General features: G+C 46.7%; 19 protein-coding genes. 13 read left to right on the top strand and 6 right to left on the bottom strand.

Annotation, left to right across the window (positions count from 1 at the left end; all coding sequences use genetic code 11):
* The 5 genes from Q8L79_RS09170 to Q8L79_RS09190 form a co-directional block, all read left to right on the top strand.
* On the top strand, nt 1–278 hold a 278-nt coding region (locus tag Q8L79_RS09170; RefSeq protein ID WP_305270272.1), incomplete at its 5' end, for a hypothetical protein.
* Between the two features lie 219 nt (nt 279–497).
* A complete protein-coding gene (locus Q8L79_RS09175) occupies nt 498–878 on the top strand; it encodes a hypothetical protein (protein WP_305270274.1) in 381 nt (126 codons plus the stop codon).
* Nucleotides 879–899: 21 nt separating this feature from the next.
* Nucleotides 900–1,547, top strand: coding sequence for a DUF2760 domain-containing protein (locus Q8L79_RS09180; protein WP_305270275.1), 648 nt, complete (start codon nt 900–902; stop codon nt 1,545–1,547).
* Nucleotides 1,548–1,630: 83 nt separating this feature from the next.
* Nucleotides 1,631–3,487, top strand: a complete 1,857-nt coding sequence (locus tag Q8L79_RS09185) for an Hsp70 family protein (protein WP_305270276.1) — start codon at nt 1,631–1,633, stop codon at nt 3,485–3,487.
* A 117-nt stretch (nt 3,488–3,604) separates the two neighbouring features.
* A complete protein-coding gene (locus tag Q8L79_RS09190; protein WP_305270277.1) occupies nt 3,605–4,186 on the top strand; it encodes a UbiX family flavin prenyltransferase in 582 nt (193 codons plus the stop codon).
* Nucleotides 4,187–4,292: 106 nt separating this feature from the next.
* On the opposite strand, the gene pqqE is transcribed toward Q8L79_RS09190, so the two are convergent.
* The 5 genes from pqqE to pqqA form a co-directional block, all read right to left on the bottom strand.
* On the bottom strand, nt 4,293–5,420 hold the full coding sequence (pqqE, locus tag Q8L79_RS09195) for a pyrroloquinoline quinone biosynthesis protein PqqE (RefSeq protein ID WP_305270280.1): 1,128 nt from the start codon (nt 5,418–5,420) through the stop codon (nt 4,293–4,295).
* Nucleotides 5,398–5,670 carry a pyrroloquinoline quinone biosynthesis peptide chaperone PqqD gene (pqqD, locus tag Q8L79_RS09200; RefSeq protein ID WP_305270282.1) on the bottom strand — a complete coding sequence of 91 codons (273 nt, stop codon included), beginning with the start codon at nt 5,668–5,670 and terminating at the stop codon, nt 5,398–5,400. Before pqqD ends, pqqE begins: the two co-directional genes overlap by 23 nt.
* A complete protein-coding gene (pqqC, locus tag Q8L79_RS09205) occupies nt 5,667–6,395 on the bottom strand; it encodes a pyrroloquinoline-quinone synthase PqqC (RefSeq protein WP_305270284.1) in 729 nt (242 codons plus the stop codon). The genes pqqD and pqqC overlap by 4 nt, the downstream gene beginning before the upstream one ends.
* A 10-nt stretch (nt 6,396–6,405) precedes the next feature.
* Nucleotides 6,406–7,317: a pyrroloquinoline quinone biosynthesis protein PqqB gene (gene pqqB / locus Q8L79_RS09210; RefSeq protein ID WP_305270286.1), complete on the bottom strand. Its 912-nt coding sequence runs from the start codon at nt 7,315–7,317 to the stop codon at nt 6,406–6,408.
* A gap of 109 nt (nt 7,318–7,426) precedes the next feature.
* On the bottom strand, nt 7,427–7,501 hold the full coding sequence (gene pqqA, locus Q8L79_RS09215; RefSeq protein ID WP_006892363.1) for a pyrroloquinoline quinone precursor peptide PqqA: 75 nt from the start codon (nt 7,499–7,501) through the stop codon (nt 7,427–7,429).
* A gap of 298 nt (nt 7,502–7,799) precedes the next feature.
* Here pqqA and Q8L79_RS09220 point away from each other — a divergent pair, with 298 nt between their 5' ends.
* A complete protein-coding gene (locus Q8L79_RS09220; protein WP_305270288.1) occupies nt 7,800–8,006 on the top strand; it encodes a hypothetical protein in 207 nt (68 codons plus the stop codon).
* Nucleotides 8,007–8,072: 66 nt separating this feature from the next.
* Here Q8L79_RS09220 and Q8L79_RS09225 read toward each other — a convergent pair whose 3' ends face one another.
* Nucleotides 8,073–8,819, bottom strand: coding sequence for a molybdopterin-synthase adenylyltransferase MoeB (locus Q8L79_RS09225; RefSeq protein WP_305270289.1), 747 nt, complete (start codon nt 8,817–8,819; stop codon nt 8,073–8,075).
* Between the two features lie 141 nt (nt 8,820–8,960).
* Here Q8L79_RS09225 and Q8L79_RS09230 point away from each other — a divergent pair, with 141 nt between their 5' ends.
* From Q8L79_RS09230 to Q8L79_RS09260, 7 genes are all read left to right on the top strand, one after another.
* Nucleotides 8,961–9,248 carry a co-chaperone GroES gene (locus Q8L79_RS09230; RefSeq protein WP_300484561.1) on the top strand — a complete coding sequence of 96 codons (288 nt, stop codon included), beginning with the start codon at nt 8,961–8,963 and terminating at the stop codon, nt 9,246–9,248.
* Nucleotides 9,249–9,295: 47 nt separating this feature from the next.
* Nucleotides 9,296–10,948 (top strand): chaperonin GroEL, encoded by a 1,653-nt coding sequence (groL, locus tag Q8L79_RS09235; RefSeq protein ID WP_305270293.1) that lies wholly within the window; start codon nt 9,296–9,298, stop codon nt 10,946–10,948.
* A gap of 457 nt (nt 10,949–11,405) precedes the next feature.
* Nucleotides 11,406–13,112, top strand: coding sequence for a GspE/PulE family protein (locus tag Q8L79_RS09240; protein ID WP_305270295.1), 1,707 nt, complete (start codon nt 11,406–11,408; stop codon nt 13,110–13,112).
* 163 nt (nt 13,113–13,275) lie between these two features.
* Complete coding sequence (locus Q8L79_RS09245; RefSeq protein ID WP_305270297.1) at nt 13,276–14,502, top strand: type II secretion system F family protein; 1,227 nt, start codon at nt 13,276–13,278, stop codon at nt 14,500–14,502.
* A gap of 2 nt (nt 14,503–14,504) precedes the next feature.
* Nucleotides 14,505–14,963 carry a hypothetical protein gene (locus tag Q8L79_RS09250; RefSeq protein WP_305270299.1) on the top strand — a complete coding sequence of 153 codons (459 nt, stop codon included), beginning with the start codon at nt 14,505–14,507 and terminating at the stop codon, nt 14,961–14,963.
* 133 nt (nt 14,964–15,096) lie between these two features.
* Nucleotides 15,097–15,639 carry a type II secretion system protein gene (locus tag Q8L79_RS09255; protein ID WP_305270300.1) on the top strand — a complete coding sequence of 181 codons (543 nt, stop codon included), beginning with the start codon at nt 15,097–15,099 and terminating at the stop codon, nt 15,637–15,639.
* Between the two features lie 98 nt (nt 15,640–15,737).
* Nucleotides 15,738–16,106 carry a type II secretion system protein gene (locus tag Q8L79_RS09260; protein ID WP_305270302.1) on the top strand — a complete coding sequence of 123 codons (369 nt, stop codon included), beginning with the start codon at nt 15,738–15,740 and terminating at the stop codon, nt 16,104–16,106.
* The last annotated feature ends 7 nt before the right edge of the window (nt 16,107–16,113 follow it).

Raw genomic sequence — 16,113 nt, forward strand, 5'->3', positions numbered from 1 at the left:
GCGCCGATGATAGTGTGGCAGTTTGCCATGCGAAAGTAGGGAATTGCCAAGCGCTTAAATTAAAAACCCAAGCCCAAACGCTTGGGTTTTTTTTTGACCGCAATTTGGGGAAAATCACGCGCAGACGCACGGGGCTCATCGTTTTTAGATGTATTAAACAGCATCAAATAATTAAAGAGTGGCTCAATAAGGTGTTTTGTTTTAGCTTTTTCGTTTTATCAGAAAAGACCAGTATTAATAATGCTAAATTTCATTCTGAAGCATGTTGCCGAATATAACATGCTGAGCTATCAAGTTGTTGAGGTGCAAGGTGCGTAAAATCCATGTTATAAATATTCATACCCTTGAAAGTTAAAAAATTGGGCGCATTATTAATTTCTCTAACTATAGAGTCTGAATGTCATGTATTTTTTATGCTTTTGACAAATGTTATTTATTTTTAACCAGTTCGCGTAAAATCAAGTGATAAAAATCCATTAACACTTCCGGGAAACATCATGAAAAAAATTCTTTTCTTAACTGTTTTATTGTCGGCAGCAACAGCTTTTGCTGATGATGCTAAAAATGAATGGCATAACACTACTCTGTCTGATGCCACAATTAAGAAAATTCAGGATGCTAAATATCAATATAAAAAGTGTGTTTCGGATGAAATGCAAAAACCCGCTTATCAGGAGCAGGAAAGTCGTCGGGCAACTGATGCGATTATGAAACAATGTGAATCGGTTTTATCCGAAATGCGCGAAGTTTATCTGGCTGAAAAAGTGCCGGGTACCATTGCTGATCGTCATTTGAAACAAATGCGCATGCAAACTACCCGTAACGTTCTGCAAGGTATGATGTTTGGTGAAGCGGCCCGCAAATCAGGTCAACAATAACAACTAAAAGAGCCTTATGTAATGAATACTTATGCAATCGATTTATCCTTGAAACCTACTACATTCGATTTATGGCATGTTTATTTGACAGGCACTGTCGCCTTGCTATCGCTGATTTTAATCGTATTATTGCTGTCGATGTTGATCAGTCAACTTCGTTGCAAAAAAAGATCGGCTGTTCAGCAAACTGCACCAGCGCCTGAACCGATAGTAAAAATTGTCGAGAAAATCGTCGAAGTTGAAAAGCTTGTTCATGCACCCGCACCGGAACCTGTTGTATTAAAGGAGGCAACCCCGGATTCTGCTTTGCAATTACTGGGTTTGCTGCAAGCAGAAGCGCGCTTTATCGATTTTATCAAAGAAGATATTGCAGCTTTCAGCGATGCCGATATTGGTGTTGCTGCCCGCGTCGTCCATGAAGGATGTAATAAGGCAATTAATGAGCACTTTACTTTAGCCGTCGTCCGCAACGAGCAGGAAGGCAGTAAAGTCACTCTGCCGGAAGGTTTTGACGCCGCTACTATACGCTTAACCGGCAATATCGTTGGTGCTGCTCCTTTTACCGGCACACTGGTTCATAAGGGCTGGCAAGTTACCGGTATCAAGCTGCCTAAATTGACCTTAGGGCATAACGCCGCTATTGTTGCGCCGGCAGAGGTTGAGCTATGAGTGATTTGTCCGATCAGATACAACCGGAAAATGTTGCAGAGGGAACAGCTGTGACAGACACAGAAAGCTCCCCGGACCAACTAATGACAGCTGAATATCCGCAAAACGGAATACGGTTTGCTGTCGGTATTGATTTGGGGACGACGCATTGCGTTTTGTCTTATGCTGATCTTGAGAATATCGATGATGAAGAGTTCTCACCTCAAGTTATGGCTGTACCGCAACTGACATCTCCCGGTTCAGTTGAGGAAAAGTATCAGTTGCCGTCATTTTTATATTTGGCTCACGAAGCAGAACTTGCAGAAGACTCGATCTCGTTACCTTGGGTTGCAAAACCGGATTATCTGGTCGGCGAAATCGCCCGTAATCTGGGCAGCAAGACTCCGATACGTTTGGTGTCCAGCGCTAAAAGTTGGTTATGTCATGCAGGGGTGGATTGCAAAGCGCCTATTTTGCCTGCCGAAGCTCCTGATGAAGTTAAACGCATCTCGCCATTCCAAGCAACTACTGCTTATCTGCAACATCTGCGTGATGCCTGGCAGAGCCTGCATCCAAATGCGCCGCTGGATCAGCAAGATGTGGTTATTACCGTGCCGGCCTCATTCGATCCTGCTGCACGAGAGTTGACGGTTGAAGCGGCGCGCGCCGTGGGCCTCGGTCAGGCAATTCTTCTGGAAGAACCGCAAGCCGCGTTATACAGTTGGATAGAGAAAAGCCACGGAGACTGGCGCAAACATGCAGAGGTGGGCGACATTATTCTGGTGATAGACATCGGCGGTGGAACCACCGACTTATCATTGATAGCAGTCACTGAACAAAACGGTAATCTGGAACTTACCCGAGTAGCGGTTGGCGACCATATCCTGCTGGGCGGCGACAATATGGATTTGGCCTTGGCTTATACCGTTAAAGCAAAGCTTGAGAAAGACGGAAAACGCTTGGAGCCTTGGCAGATCCAGGCCTTGACTCATAGTTGCCGCGATGCCAAGGAGAAAATCTTCAATAACCTCGAAGTTGACAATGTCCCGCTGGTGGTTGCAAGCCGCGGTTCTTCTTTAATCGGCGGGACATTACGCACCGAATTAACCCGTGAAGAAGTCAATCGGGTATTGGTCGAAGGCTTCCTGCCTCAAGTGGCAGTCAGTGAAAGACCGGTAAGTCGTCTCCGTACCGGTTTAAGAACAGCCGGTTTGCCTTATGCCCAGGATGCCGCCATTACTCGTCATCTGGCGGCGTTCCTGGGCAAACAACAAGGTGCTACGGACGAGCTTAAAGACATCAATCTACCGGAACATGCGAGTTTCTTGCATCCCACTGCTGTGTTGTTTAACGGCGGCGTGTTAAAAGCAGGAGCCTTGGCTGAGCGTTTAATGGATGTATTAAATTCATGGTTAAGTGCAGAGCAGGCCCCCGAAGCCAGATTATTGGCCGGTGCGGATCTTGACCTGGCGGTCGCCCGTGGCGCTGCTTACTATGGCTATGTTCGCAAAGGCAAGGGTGTGCGCATTAAAGGCGGCACGGCAGCCTCTTATTATGTCGGCATAGAAAGTGCTATGCCCGCAGTACCTGGTATGACGCCGGAAATTCAGGCCTTGTGCATTGCCCCGTTCGGTATGGAAGAAGGTACCCAACAGGAATTGCCGGATGATGAGTTCGGTTTGGTGATCGGGGAGCCGGTACGGTTTCGCTTTTTCGCCTCCAATACCCGGCGTGAGGATAAAGTCGGAACTCGTCTGGATTATTGGACTAACGAAGAGCTCGACGAATTGGATGAGATTGAGATTACCTTGTCGGAAGAAGGTCGCAAACCGGGCGAAGTCATACCTGTGCATTTATGCGCGGCCGTAACCGAAGTAGGCACGCTGGAACTGCAAGCGGTTTCCCAAAAAGATAGTGGTCGATGGAAGATTGAATTTGATGTCAGAGGAAGTGATGAGTAGAGCTAACGGGTTGATCGCTCTTTGAGAGCCAGTCTACTGAACAGTAGTGACCTGCCGATAAGTGGGTAAAGCAACAATGTCCACAAAGGGTGATCCTCTAACTGAGTCATATAAAAAATGAATCAAAAAAAACGATTAATCATAGCCATGACCGGTGCAACCGGTGCGGTTTATGGAGTAAGGATGCTGCAAATTTTACAGGCGCAGGAACAATGGGAAACGCATTTAGTTATTTCTTCGGCCGGTGTGGTGAATTTAAAGCATGAAATGGATATGAAGCGGGGCGAGCTGATCGAGTTGGCCGATGTCACTCATGGCATCAATGATATTGCCGCCAGTATTTCCAGTGGTGGGTTTAAAACGGAAGGAATGATTATCGCCCCGTGTTCAATGAAAACTTTGGCGGCGGTTGCGCATGGTTTTGGCGATAACCTGATTTCACGGTCGGCTGACGTGGTGTTAAAAGAGCGTCGGCGCTTGGTGGTTATGCCCCGCGAAACGCCGTTGAACCTGGTACATATTCGGAATATGGCGAGCGTGACGGAAATGGGCGGCATTATGTTTCCGCCGATGCCCGCTTTTTACAGCAAGTCGGATTCGCTGGCGGCAATGGTCGATGAAACCGTTGGCCGGGTTTTGGATATGTTCGGGGTTAATGTCGACGGCTTGTACACGCCTTGGGAAGGGTTAGACGCTTAAAAGGATAAATTTTTCCACCACAAAGACGCGAAGAAAAAACATAAATTTCGTGTCCTCGTGATGAAAATCCGAATATGCAAGATGTTATTTTTTACCGGGCAGCGACTTATGACAACAGTCGCGAATTTTTGCTGTTACGGAAAATGAGCGGTTTTTCATTGTCAGCTAGGGCGCTCGCCTTTGCTGAGTCTATCGCTTCCTGAATAACATGATGATTAGGTGATTTGCTGCACACCGGGTCGGCAGCATACATGTCGCCGCTTAATAAATAAGCTTGGCAACGGCAGCCGCCGAAATCTTTTTCTTTTTCATCGCAGCTGCTGCACGGTTCTTTCATCCATTCAAAACCACGGAAAAAATTGAAGGCTTTCGATTCGTTCCAGATTTGTTCGACGCTGTATTCTTTCACATTGGGGCAATCCAGTCCCGGCAATTCGCGGGCGGAATGGCACGGCAGGGCTACGCCGTCCGGTGCGATGGTCAAGAATGTTGTACCCCAGCCGTTCATGCAGGCTTTGGGCCGATCTTCATAAAAATCCGGCACCACATAATAGATCTTCATTTTACCGGCGACTTTTTCTTTAAAAGCCTGCGCGATTTGTTCTGCCTGTTCAAACTGTTCCTTAGTCGGTAGCAATAAATCGCGGTTGGCATGTGCCCAGCCGTAATATTGGGTATTTGCCAGTTCCAGATAATCAGCACCTAGTTCCTCCGCCATTTCCAGGATTTGCGGCATCTGGTGAATGTTTTCTCGATGTATGACCACGCACAGCACCATCGGGTAGCCGTGTTTTTTGACCAGATGCGCGACTTCTTTTTTGTGCTGGAATGATGCAGTGCCGGCGATATGGTCGTTCAGTTCCTGACTGCTGGCTTGAATACTGACCTGAATATGATCCAGTCCCGCTTCCTTGAGTTGAATGATTTTTTCTTCAGTCAGTCCATACCCAGAGGTGATCAGGTTGGAGTAGTAACCTAGATCTCTGGCATGTTTAACCAGTTCAGGCAGATCCTTGCGGGTTAACGGTTCCCCGCCGGAAAAGCCCAGTTGCACGGCGCCCATTTTGCGGGCTTGGGTGAGTACGCGCTTCCAGTCTTCGGTGTCCAGTTCGGATTGATATTTCGCATAATCAATCGGGTTAGAACAATAAGGGCATTGTAACGGGCAGGAATAGGTAAGTTCTGCCAGTAACCAGCGAGGAGGAGTCATATTAGTTTTGTTGGATCCAGCCATTTTTTAAAGCGACCTCTAAGAAAGCGGTAATGTCATTTGCGAGACCTGTCGTTGCAAATTTTTGTTCCAGGTCAGTGACGATTTGGGCAAGGTTGCGCGTGCCGTCACACATCTTCAGAATTTCCGCAGAGCTTTGGTTAAGTTCTACCATGCCTTCAGGATAGAGAATAACATCTTTCTGTTGTACTTCTTCCCACTGCAAACGGTGCATGGAGGAAAATTTGATGGTTTGCTTTGGATTAATGCTCATTTTTTAATATTAAAATAAGGCGGCATTTCGTGAACATAAGCCATATACATCGCATCCGCCATTGTCCATAACACGTCCAGTTTAAATTGCAGGATTTGAATCATGCGCTCTTGCTGTTCGCGGGTTTTATACCAATCCAGCGTGATCGCCAAGCCGTGCTCGACATCGCGTCGTGCTTCAGTCAGACGTTTCCGGAAATAGATATAACCTTCCTGTTCTACCCAAGGGTAATGTTCGGGCCAGTTATCCAGACGTTGCTGATGAATTTTAGGAGCAAACAGTTCGGTTAACGAAGAGCTTGCCGCTTCGTGCCATTCCGCCCGGCGGGCAAAATTAACATAAGCATCGACAGAAAAACGCACGCCCGGCAGAACATATTTTAACGAGGTAATGTCTTCGCGCGTCAAGCCGACGGCCATGCCTAGCTGTATCCATGCCTCAATGCCGCCCGGATCGCCGGGGTGTCCGTCATGATCCATAATACGCTGTATCCATTTTGCGCGGGTTTCGCGATCCGGACAATTGGCCAGAATATTAGCGTCTTTAATCGGAATGCAGACCTGATAATAAAAACGGTTGGCGACCCAGCCCTGCAATTGCGCTTTGGTGAGTTTACCTTCGTTCATCAGAGTATGGTAAGGATGATGAATATGGTAATGGCTTTCCATGCCGCGTAGTTCGGCTTCAAATTGTTCTTTGGTCCAGGCTTTATTATCGCTGCTCATGTTGCATCCTTTATAAGTCGATTTCCAAACCGTCGTAGGAGACTTCAATGCAGGCGGCATTAAGTATTTTACGTTGTTCGGAATCGTCGTCTAAGATCGGGTTGGTGTTGTTGATGTGGATCAATATTTTGCGGGCTTTTGCAACCCCGTTCAAGACTTCTATCATGCCGCCTTCGCCGGATTGAGGCAAATGGCCTATTTCTCGGGCTTTTTTATGGCTGATGTTCTGCGTACACATTTCATCATCGGTCCAGAAAGTGCCGTCTACCAATAAGCAGTCAACGGCTTGCATGGCCGCCATGACATGCGGTTCTATTTCACCCAGACCGGGGGAATAAAACACCTTTTTGCCGGTAGAAATTTGTTCGATGATGACGCCGATATTGTCGCCGTCATGCGGATCATGTCGGTGCGGAGAATAGGGCGGCGCCTTGCTTTTTAAAGCTTGGGTATAAAAGCGCAAGTCATCTATGCCGGGAATGGTAAAACTGCTGCCGTCGAAAGGAATCGGGTGATGATTAACGGTACAGTAATCTTCCAGCATGTTAAATAAGGGAAAGCCTGTGGTCAGGTCTTGCTTGACCATTTCCGTGCAGTAAACGTCCAGCGGTTTGCCTTCCCTGAGCATCAGCAGTCCGGTGGTATGGTCAATCTGGCTGTCGATCAGCATGATGGCTTTAATGCCGGTGTCACGAACGCCTTCTTTAGGTTGGATAGCGGGAAAAGCTTCCAGTTGCGCACGAATGTCAGGAGAGGTATTAAACAGCAGCCAGTTAAGGTTGTCGGTACTTACCGCAATGGATGACTGGGTACGGGCTTTGCCGTTCATTTCCTTGTGCCGCAAGCGGTGACAATTATGGCAGTTGCAGTTCCATTGAGGAAAACCGCCGCCTGCACCTGAACCGAGAACTCTGATCTTCATAGTTTGAAAGGTAGCTTAAATAAAGAATGAATATTAAATGATACGGGAATAAAGAATATCAGGCAAAAAAAAGGGGCTCATCAAGAGCCCCTTTTTGATCCAAATCGAATTAACGATTGTAGATGTACATTGTTACTTCAAAACCGAAACGCAGGTCTGTGTAGCTTGGTGTTTCCCATTTCATTGTGAACCTCCAGAAGTGTTTAAATTATTATGCTAGCTTGATCAAGTAAGCTGAATTGAAGTATACGATGAACTATTTTTTTACGCAACTTTTGACATTGCCGAAACCGACAATCTTTGTTTTTTATACGGTTCTTGCGCTGTTTAGCGGCAAGGCTGAAACAGGAAAATCGGTGATAACCGGTTAAATTACAAGATGTTTAGATAGGTTGTGAAAGATGTTTTTTTGCCAGGAAGAGAGTATTATCTTATTTCACCTTAAAAATAATAATACACATATGAAAATATGAGGAGGGGTCATGGGTGGAGTTACTGAGTTATTTTTTATTATGATACTTATTGCTGCGTTTGCGTTCGCACCATTAGGATATTTTATTTATAGATTTACGAAAGAAAGTGGCAAACCTTTCGGTGAAATTGAGCCGCATGGTGATAGTCCGTCTGCGGTGAACGATTTTGCAGAAAAAGCAATTAAATATGTCCAAGGATTGTTTGCCAAAAAATAATAATATGTTTATTAATGAGCTTTCCAGGTGATTTTATTCGCCTGGAAATTTCTCATACCAGCAAGTCTATAAATTGCCGCAGGTCGGGCAGTTAAGGTTTTTTCGCAGCTTCATCGTATTCCATTCCATCGTTAAGCCATCCAGCAGCAATAACCGACCGGTTAAAGTTTCTCCGATATTCATTAGTAGTTTCATTGCTTCCAGTGCCTGAATACTGCCGACTACGCCGGTAATAGGTGCTATGACCCCGTTTGTAGCGCAATTTTGTAATTCTTCGCCGTCGCTGTTATACAGGCAGTTGTAGCACGGGCTGTGATTTTTGCCGGGCGTAAAAACGGTCACTTGGCCTTCAAAGCGAATCGCCGCACCGGAAACCAGGGGCGTTTGCTGTTTGACGCAGGCCTTATTGATCGCAAAACGCGTTGAGAAATTATCACTACAGTCCAAAACCACGTCCGCTCTTGTCACCTCTAATTCAAGTTGTTCACCCTCCAGCCGTTGTTTGACAGCCCTGATCTTGACATCGGGATTTAGTTGATTAAGCGTTTGGCGGGTTGAAATTACTTTATCAGTCCCAATATCAGGCGTGTGATGAGTAATCTGCCTTTGCAAATTGGATAAGTCTACAACGTCATTATCATAAATAACGATATTGCCGACACCAGCCGCCGCAAGATACATAGCAGCGGGGGAACCGAGCCCTCCTGCGCCGACAATCAGTACGCTGGCAGCGAGAAGTTTTTGTTGTCCCTCAATATCAATCTGGGGAAGCATGATTTGGCGACTATAGCGTAATAGTTGGTTGTCATTCATAAGTCATGTTGTTGCTGTATTGTGACGCAAGATAATGCCAAAGAACTTGACACACTGCAAAAGCTCATTATCATTAGCACTCATTACTAGCGAGTGCTAATAACAAAGTTTACCCTTTAATTTTAATGTTAGGAGATATTGATGAAAATACGTCCGTTACACGACAGAGTGATAGTCAAACGTGTGGAAGAAGAAACTACAACTGCCGGCGGTATTTTACTGCCAGGTTCAGCAGCCGAAAAACCAAGCCAAGGCGTGATTTTGGCAGTAGGTACCGGCAAACAACTGGACAATGGCACAGTACGCGCTCTGGAAGTTAAAGTCGGCGATAAAGTATTGTTTGGCAAATACTCCGGCAACGAAGTTAAAGTTGACGGCGACGACCTCATCGTTATGCGTGAAGAAGACATCATGGGCGTTTTAGGTTAAACCTGAACACATTAATCATATTCATATCAAAATAGAAAGGAATAAAAATGGCAGCAAAAGACGTATTATTCGGTGATGATGCTCGTATTCGTATGGCGCGCGGCGTAAATATTTTAGCAAACGCAGTGAAAGTGACTTTGGGTCCTAAAGGCCGTAACGCGATTTTGGACAAAAGCTTCGGCGCTCCAACCATCACTAAAGACGGTGTATCGGTTGCTAAAGAAATCGAATTAAAAGACAAATTCGAAAATATGGGCGCACAGATGGTTAAAGAAGTGGCTTCACACACTTCCGATGTAGCCGGTGACGGTACCACTACTGCAACTGTGTTGGCGCAATCCATTGTTAACGAAGGCTTAAAAGCCGTTGCAGCGGGCATGAATCCTATGGATTTAAAACGCGGTATTGACTTAGCCGTCATTAAAGCCGTTGAAGCCATCGTTGCCTCCGCAACCCCTTGCACCGATAATAAAGCGATTGCTCAAGTAGGCACCATCTCTGCAAACTCTGATGAGTCTGTCGGCAAAATCATTGCAGAAGCGATGGAAAAAGTCGGTAAAGAAGGCGTTATCACTGTTGAAGAAGGCACAGGCTTAGACAACTCACTGGATGTCGTTGAAGGTATGCAGTTTGACCGCGGCTACTTGTCACCTTACTTCATCAATAAACAAGAAAACATGAGCGTCGAATTAGACGATCCATTGATTCTGATTTACGACAAAAAAATCTCCAATATCCGCGATATGCTGCCAACATTGGAAGGTGTTGCTAAAGCCGGTCGTCCTTTATTGATCGTTGCAGAAGATGTAGAAGGCGAAGCGTTGGCAACTCTGGTTGTTAACACCATTCGCGGCATCGTTAAAGTTGCAGCTGTTAAAGCGCCTGGTTTCGGCGATCGTCGTAAAGCCATGTTGGAAGACATCGCTGTATTAACTGGCGGCGTGGTTATTTCCGAAGAAGTTGGTTTGAGCCTGGAAAAAGCTGAATTATCGCAACTGGGTACAGCCAAAAAAGTACAAATCACTAAAGAAAACACCACTATTATTGATGGTGCGGGTTCTGAAGAACAAATCAAAGCGCGTGTTGCACAAATTCGCGCACAAGCCGACGATGCAACTTCCGACTATGACAAAGAAAAGCTGCAAGAGCGTCTGGCTAAATTAGCGGGCGGCGTTGCGGTTATTAAAGTCGGTGCGGCAACTGAAATCGAAATGAAAGAAAAGAAAGCCCGCGTTGAAGATGCATTGCATTCAACACGTGCAGCGGTTGAAGAAGGCGTTGTTGCCGGTGGCGGTTCAGCTTTGGTTCGCGCTATTTCCGCTCTTGATAACTTGGAAGGCATTAACCACGATCAAACAGTCGGTATCAACATTCTGCGTCGCGCAATGGAAGAGCCTTTACGTCAAATTGTTTCTAATGCCGGTGATGAGCCTTCAGTTGTTTTCAACGAAGTGCAAAAAGGCACAGGTAACTTCGGTTACAATGCGGCAACCGGTCAATACGGCGACATGATCGAAATGGGTATTTTAGACCCTGCGAAAGTAACCCGTACTGCACTGCAAAACGCAGCTTCTGTTGCCGGCTTGATGCTGACTACCGAAGTGATGATTGCCGATGCGCCTAGCGAAGATAAGGGCGGTCATGGCGGTCATGATATGGGCGGCATGGGCGGTATGGGTGGCATGGGCGGCATGATGTAATTTTGCTGTCTTAAAGCCTCGTCGCTTTAAGTGAAATAAAAGCCCCGGTTGTTTTTGAAACAGCCGGGGCTTTTTTTATTGCAGGATGTGTTAAACGCAGTGAAACGCATCCTTTGCGATTGGGGGGTGCACGTCGCCTAAAGCGCCTACTGTTGGTGTTTAGCTCACCCTGCGGCACTGGTCTTTCGCGTTCCGATCTGAAAGTTATCGGTATTTATTTTGGGCTGTGCTAAATTTAAACGGCTAATACCGTAAAGCGAGCGGTAAACTCTGTGCAATGATACCGGATGAATGGTTTTTAGAGTAAACAGGCAATCGCCAAAAGTAGGCGCTTTAGGCGAAGCTTCCGCTCCTTACCTACATCCGTGTAGGCAATGCGGATATTGCAGCAGTGCCGAGTTGCAGCTCATTAGACGCCGAAAAAATTTATAGCCGACTACAACTGACCAACTATCTCATGGATATTACCAAAAAAATTCGTATCGGCGATCTGCTGGTACAAAACCAGATTATCACCCAGGAACAACTCACATCGGCACTGGCCGAACAAAAGAAAACCGGGAGACAGCTGGGTCGCACCCTGATCAATTTAAACTTTGTTAATGAAACAGAGCTGCTTAATTTCCTGTCACAGCAATTAAAAATTCCGTTTTTGGATATTTCCCAATATCCCCGTAAACCTGAAATCATCAAACGATTATCTGAGGCATTAGCGCGACGTTTTCGTGTCTTGCTGCTGGAATATAATGAATTTGATGTCCTGTTGGCTATGGCGGACCCTACCGACTTAATGGGGCTGGATGAATTAACGCGTATTCTGAAAAAAACCATTCGCCCTGTGGTTGTCAGAGAATCAGATTTGTTGATTGCGATAGACCAGTCCTATCGCCGCACCGATGAAATCGATAATCTGGCCGAGCAATTGCGTAGCGATATGTCGGAAGACGACAATATCGATCTCAATTTGCTGTTGACCTCGGCCGATGCAGCCGATGCGCCCGTTGTAAAACTGCTCAAATCAGTATTCGAAGATGCTGTAAAAGTGCGGGTTTCCGACATTCATATAGAGCCGCAGGAACATAAACTGTATATCCGGTTTCGCGTTGACGGCGTACTGCATCAGCTAACCGAAGCCGATCTAAAAATTGCCACAGCGCTGGTATTGCGGCTTAAACTCATGTCCGGCCTGGATATCTCCGAAAAACGTTTGCCACAGGATGGTCGTTTTCAGATTAAAGTGCAGCAACAGGCGGTAGATGTGCGTATATCGACCATGCCGACTATTTACGGCGAATCCGTGGTCATGCGTTTACTGATTCAAAATGCCGACGGGTTTTCGCTGGAAAAACTGGGCATGCCGCCCGAGATGCTGGCGCGTTTTCGCAAGCTGCTGCATCGCCCGGATGGCATGATACTGGTTACCGGGCCAACCGGTAGCGGTAAAACTACCACTCTTTATGCAGCCCTCAGCGAACTCAACTCTACCGCTAACAAAATCATCACGGTTGAAGATCCGGTTGAATACCGTTTGCCTGGTATTAACCAGGTGCAGATCAACGAAAAGATCGATCTCGATTTTGCAAGAGTATTGCGCTCCGCCCTGCGTCAGGATCCTGATATCATCCTGGTGGGCGAGATGCGTGACCATGAAACCGCCCAGATTGGCTTGCGAGCCGCTATGACCGGCCATTTAGTGTTATCAACACTGCATACTAACGACGCTGCCAGTTCCCCAATTCGCCTGATTGATATGGGGGTGCCCCGCTTTATGGTCGCCATGTCCTTGCTGGCCGTCATTGCCCAGCGTCTGGTGCGAGTAGTCTGCACGAGCTGTATTCAGTCCGCCATACCGGAACCTTTCGAACAAACATGGCTCAAACTTGAATTGGGCGATACCTTGGATCAGCATGACTTTGTCCGGGGCAGAGGCTGTACCCAATGTAATGGCACCGGCTATCAAGGCCGGGTAGGTATTTACGAGTTGCTGGAAATGAACACCAAACTTACCGATGCCGCCAATAGTCATGACACCAATATTTTTATTAAACACGCACGCCAGCAGATGGCAGGAAAAACCTTGCGCAGTAGTGCAGTGGCAATGGTTGTTGCCAAACGCACTACAGTTGCAGAAGCCATGCGCATCAGCAATCAGTTTGAAGAATGATTAAAGAAGGCGAAAGACGAAGGGCTAAAGGCGAAAGTTACCTTTGCTTTCCCTGTACTTTTTTCGTGTCTGCCGTGGTTTAATATCTTAGCCTTTAGCCTTTAGCCTTTAGCCTTTAGCCTTTAGCCTTTAACCTTTAACCTTTAACCTTTAACCTGCTTCCATGCCATTTTTCTCATACAAAGGCCGTAACAATAAGGGCGAGCTGGTAAAAGGCGTATTGGAGAGCTTTGACCGTAACGCGCTGGCAAAACACCTGCTTAGTATCGATATTACGCCGGTCGAAATTTTACCCGGCTCAGCGCCCTCCGCCGAGATCAACCTGTCCATCAATCTGTTTGAAGAGCGTATAGAGCCGATTGATATCATGATGTTCAGTCGGCAGATGTACACGCTGCTCAAAGCCGGCATTCCTATCATGGGCGCTCTGAGTGGGTTGCTGTCCTCGACCAAAAACAAGGCATTGGTTAAAGTCATCTCCGACATTCGCTCAAGTCTTGATAGCGGTCGCGAGCTATCCGCCGCGCTCAACCTGCATCCGAAAGTGTTTGACGGTTTTTATGTCAGTATGATCCGCGTCGGCGAAACCACCGGTATGCTGGATAAAGTATTTATACGTTTGTTTGAACATCTTGAATTTGAAAAATTCATGCGTGAGCAGATCAAAGCGGCTTTACGCTATCCCACATTTGTCATGATTGCAATGACCGTGGCGGTTGTCGTTCTTAACATATTTGTTATTCCGGCATTTGCTAAAGTATTTCAAGGCTTGGGGGCAGAGCTACCCTTAATGACGCGCATACTATTGAGTTTTTCTAATTTTATGGTGACTTCGTGGCCTTATTTGCTGGCCGGTTTTGCTGGGATCGTATTAATGTTTCGCTCATATGTCGTATCGGATAAAGGCAGGTATCAATGGGACAGCTTCAAATTAAAAAGTCCTCTTGCCGGCCCGATTATCCATAAAGCAACGTTGGCGCGCTTTGCCAGGAGCTTTGCCCTGTCCAGTAAAAGCGGCGTACCGATCATGAGTGCATTAACGCTGGTGGCGCAAACCGTCGATAACGATTTTATTGCGCAAAAAGTGGAACAAATGCGCACCGGTGTTGAGCGCGGCGAATCTATTCTGCGCACAGCAACCAATACCGGTGTTTTTAACCCTTTGGTACTACAGATGATTGCTGTTGGCGAAGAATCGGGCGCACTAGATGACTTGATGGAAGAAATTGCCGATATGTATCAGCGCGATGTTGAGTACGAAATCAAAAACTTGGGTGCCAAAATCGAACCGATTATGATCGCATTTCTCGGCATACTTGTGCTTGTCCTGGCCTTGGGTATTTTTCTGCCAATTTGGGATCTTGGTAAAGCATCTATGCATAAAAGCTAATCATGAAGCTGAATATTTTTCATTTTGCAGTCGCAAACCTGTTCAATTTTGCCATCTCCAATGGCATTATCGCCATACTGGTCTTCGTTGTGCTGTCTAATATTGACCGCGCACAAAGCCAAGTTGAAGCGTCAATGATGGAAACCGACGTGGCTAATATACGTTGGGAGCTGCGCGAGTTGTGGGCTCACCGTAATGCGACCGGGCAATCGATTGCCGTTAGCGAGCTAGATAACGCCAATCCGTTACGATTGGTGAATGAACAGCCGAAAAATTATAGCGGCGAGTATGCACAAACGCCTTCAGAGGCTGAGTCCATCTGGTATTTTGATACTAAAGCCAAGCGCCTGGTTTACGTTTTTAAAGATGGTCACCAAGTACGCTACCGATTAACCGGCACTGCCAAACGTAATCGAGCTTCATTGGGAGCGATGGGCGGAATAGACCTGGTGCTTGAGTAGGGCTAATATTAGAAATCTTAATATCACCGCTTAGCGGAAACTCAAACCAGTGATAAAATTGAAACCGTATCACTCGTTCAGTTAAGAGTAGAATTTTTAATAACATCAAACCTTGTGAACGCAACTAAAAAACATGAATAAATCAAAAGGCTTCACCCTGATTGAATTGATCGTCGTCATCGTAATCCTGGCCATTTTGGCGGCAGTAGCATTACCGCGTTTGACCAATTTGCAGCTTGATGCCCGTATTGCCAAACTTAATGCGGCGCGCGGCAGTGTTGCAGCAAGTTCGGCGATGGTTCATGCCACCTTGTTTGCGCGCAATGGCAGAGCGGATACGGCAGCGTGTCCTGCTGGGGGCGGCACGGGCAATAATAACTCTACGGGTGCCGGCACCCTGTGCAGCGAAGCGGGCATTATTAACCTGGTTAATGGTTATCCCGCAGCTACCTCAATCGGCACAACGGGTATACTGACCGCCGCAGGCCTGACCACCGTATTTAATCCAAACCAGACCGAATTGCAGGCAGAGGGTTATGATTACACCACGTCAGGATCGGTAGCCACTTTTCAAGTACGCGGCGGAAGTTCTTCCAGCGCTTGCTCATTTACCTATACCGAACCTGTCGCTAATGCCGCGCCTATTATCAGCATTATTACCACGACCGGGTGTTAGTTATCAAACCCAGCGTTCGCGATTGATGGGCTGCACGTTGCTAAGCACATCTTAGGTTCTAAAAACGAATTCCTTCCCAGTCTCTAAGAAATATGAATATGAAACAACAAGCTGGTTTTACATTGATCGAGTTGGTCATGGTGATTGTTATTCTCGGTATTTTGTCGGCTACGGCATTACCCAAGTTCATCGACTTTGGCGATGATGCCGCTCAGGCTGCTGTGGATGCGGTGGCGAGCGCAATGTCTTCAGCTTCAGCCATCAATTACTCGGATCGCAAGGCAAACGCCAGCAAAGGTCAAGCAGTTGCTAACTGTAGTGATGCGGAAAGCTTGATGCAGGGGGACGAAATGCCGACTGATTATACGGTGGCTGCTGCGCCAATTGCTAACGGAGCAACGGGCAATTGCACCATAACCGGCAAGAACAGCAAAACGGCTACAGCAAGGGTCGTTGGCATTTCCTGAGCGGGAG

It is taken from the genome of Methylobacter sp. (assembly GCF_030680395.1).
Lineage (GTDB): Bacteria > Pseudomonadota > Gammaproteobacteria > Methylococcales > Methylomonadaceae > Methylobacter_A.

Excerpts from the sequence above, each read along its gene's own strand:
- pqqC (WP_305270284.1), bottom strand. The coding sequence starts at position 6,395 with ATGAGCAGCGATAATAAAGCCTGGACCAAAGAACAATTTGAAGCCGAA.
- Q8L79_RS09260 (WP_305270302.1), top strand. The coding sequence starts at position 15,738 with ATGAAACAACAAGCTGGTTTTACATTGATCGAGTTGGTCATGGTGATT.
- Q8L79_RS09190 (WP_305270277.1), top strand. The coding sequence starts at position 3,605 with ATGAATCAAAAAAAACGATTAATCATAGCCATGACCGGTGCAACCGGT.
- Q8L79_RS09180 (WP_305270275.1), top strand. The coding sequence starts at position 900 with ATGAATACTTATGCAATCGATTTATCCTTGAAACCTACTACATTCGAT.
- Q8L79_RS09225 (WP_305270289.1), bottom strand. The coding sequence starts at position 8,819 with ATGAATGACAACCAACTATTACGCTATAGTCGCCAAATCATGCTTCCC.
- pqqE (WP_305270280.1), bottom strand. The coding sequence starts at position 5,420 with ATGGCTGGATCCAACAAAACTAATATGACTCCTCCTCGCTGGTTACTG.
- pqqD (WP_305270282.1), bottom strand. The coding sequence starts at position 5,670 with ATGAGCATTAATCCAAAGCAAACCATCAAATTTTCCTCCATGCACCGT.
- pqqB (WP_305270286.1), bottom strand. The coding sequence starts at position 7,317 with ATGAAGATCAGAGTTCTCGGTTCAGGTGCAGGCGGCGGTTTTCCTCAA.
- Q8L79_RS09185 (WP_305270276.1), top strand. The coding sequence starts at position 1,631 with ATGACAGCTGAATATCCGCAAAACGGAATACGGTTTGCTGTCGGTATT.
- groL (WP_305270293.1), top strand. The coding sequence starts at position 9,296 with ATGGCAGCAAAAGACGTATTATTCGGTGATGATGCTCGTATTCGTATG.
- Q8L79_RS09245 (WP_305270297.1), top strand. The coding sequence starts at position 13,276 with ATGCCATTTTTCTCATACAAAGGCCGTAACAATAAGGGCGAGCTGGTA.
- Q8L79_RS09240 (WP_305270295.1), top strand. The coding sequence starts at position 11,406 with ATGGATATTACCAAAAAAATTCGTATCGGCGATCTGCTGGTACAAAAC.
- Q8L79_RS09250 (WP_305270299.1), top strand. The coding sequence starts at position 14,505 with ATGAAGCTGAATATTTTTCATTTTGCAGTCGCAAACCTGTTCAATTTT.
- Q8L79_RS09220 (WP_305270288.1), top strand. The coding sequence starts at position 7,800 with ATGGGTGGAGTTACTGAGTTATTTTTTATTATGATACTTATTGCTGCG.
- Q8L79_RS09230 (WP_300484561.1), top strand. The coding sequence starts at position 8,961 with ATGAAAATACGTCCGTTACACGACAGAGTGATAGTCAAACGTGTGGAA.
- Q8L79_RS09175 (WP_305270274.1), top strand. The coding sequence starts at position 498 with ATGAAAAAAATTCTTTTCTTAACTGTTTTATTGTCGGCAGCAACAGCT.
- Q8L79_RS09255 (WP_305270300.1), top strand. The coding sequence starts at position 15,097 with ATGAATAAATCAAAAGGCTTCACCCTGATTGAATTGATCGTCGTCATC.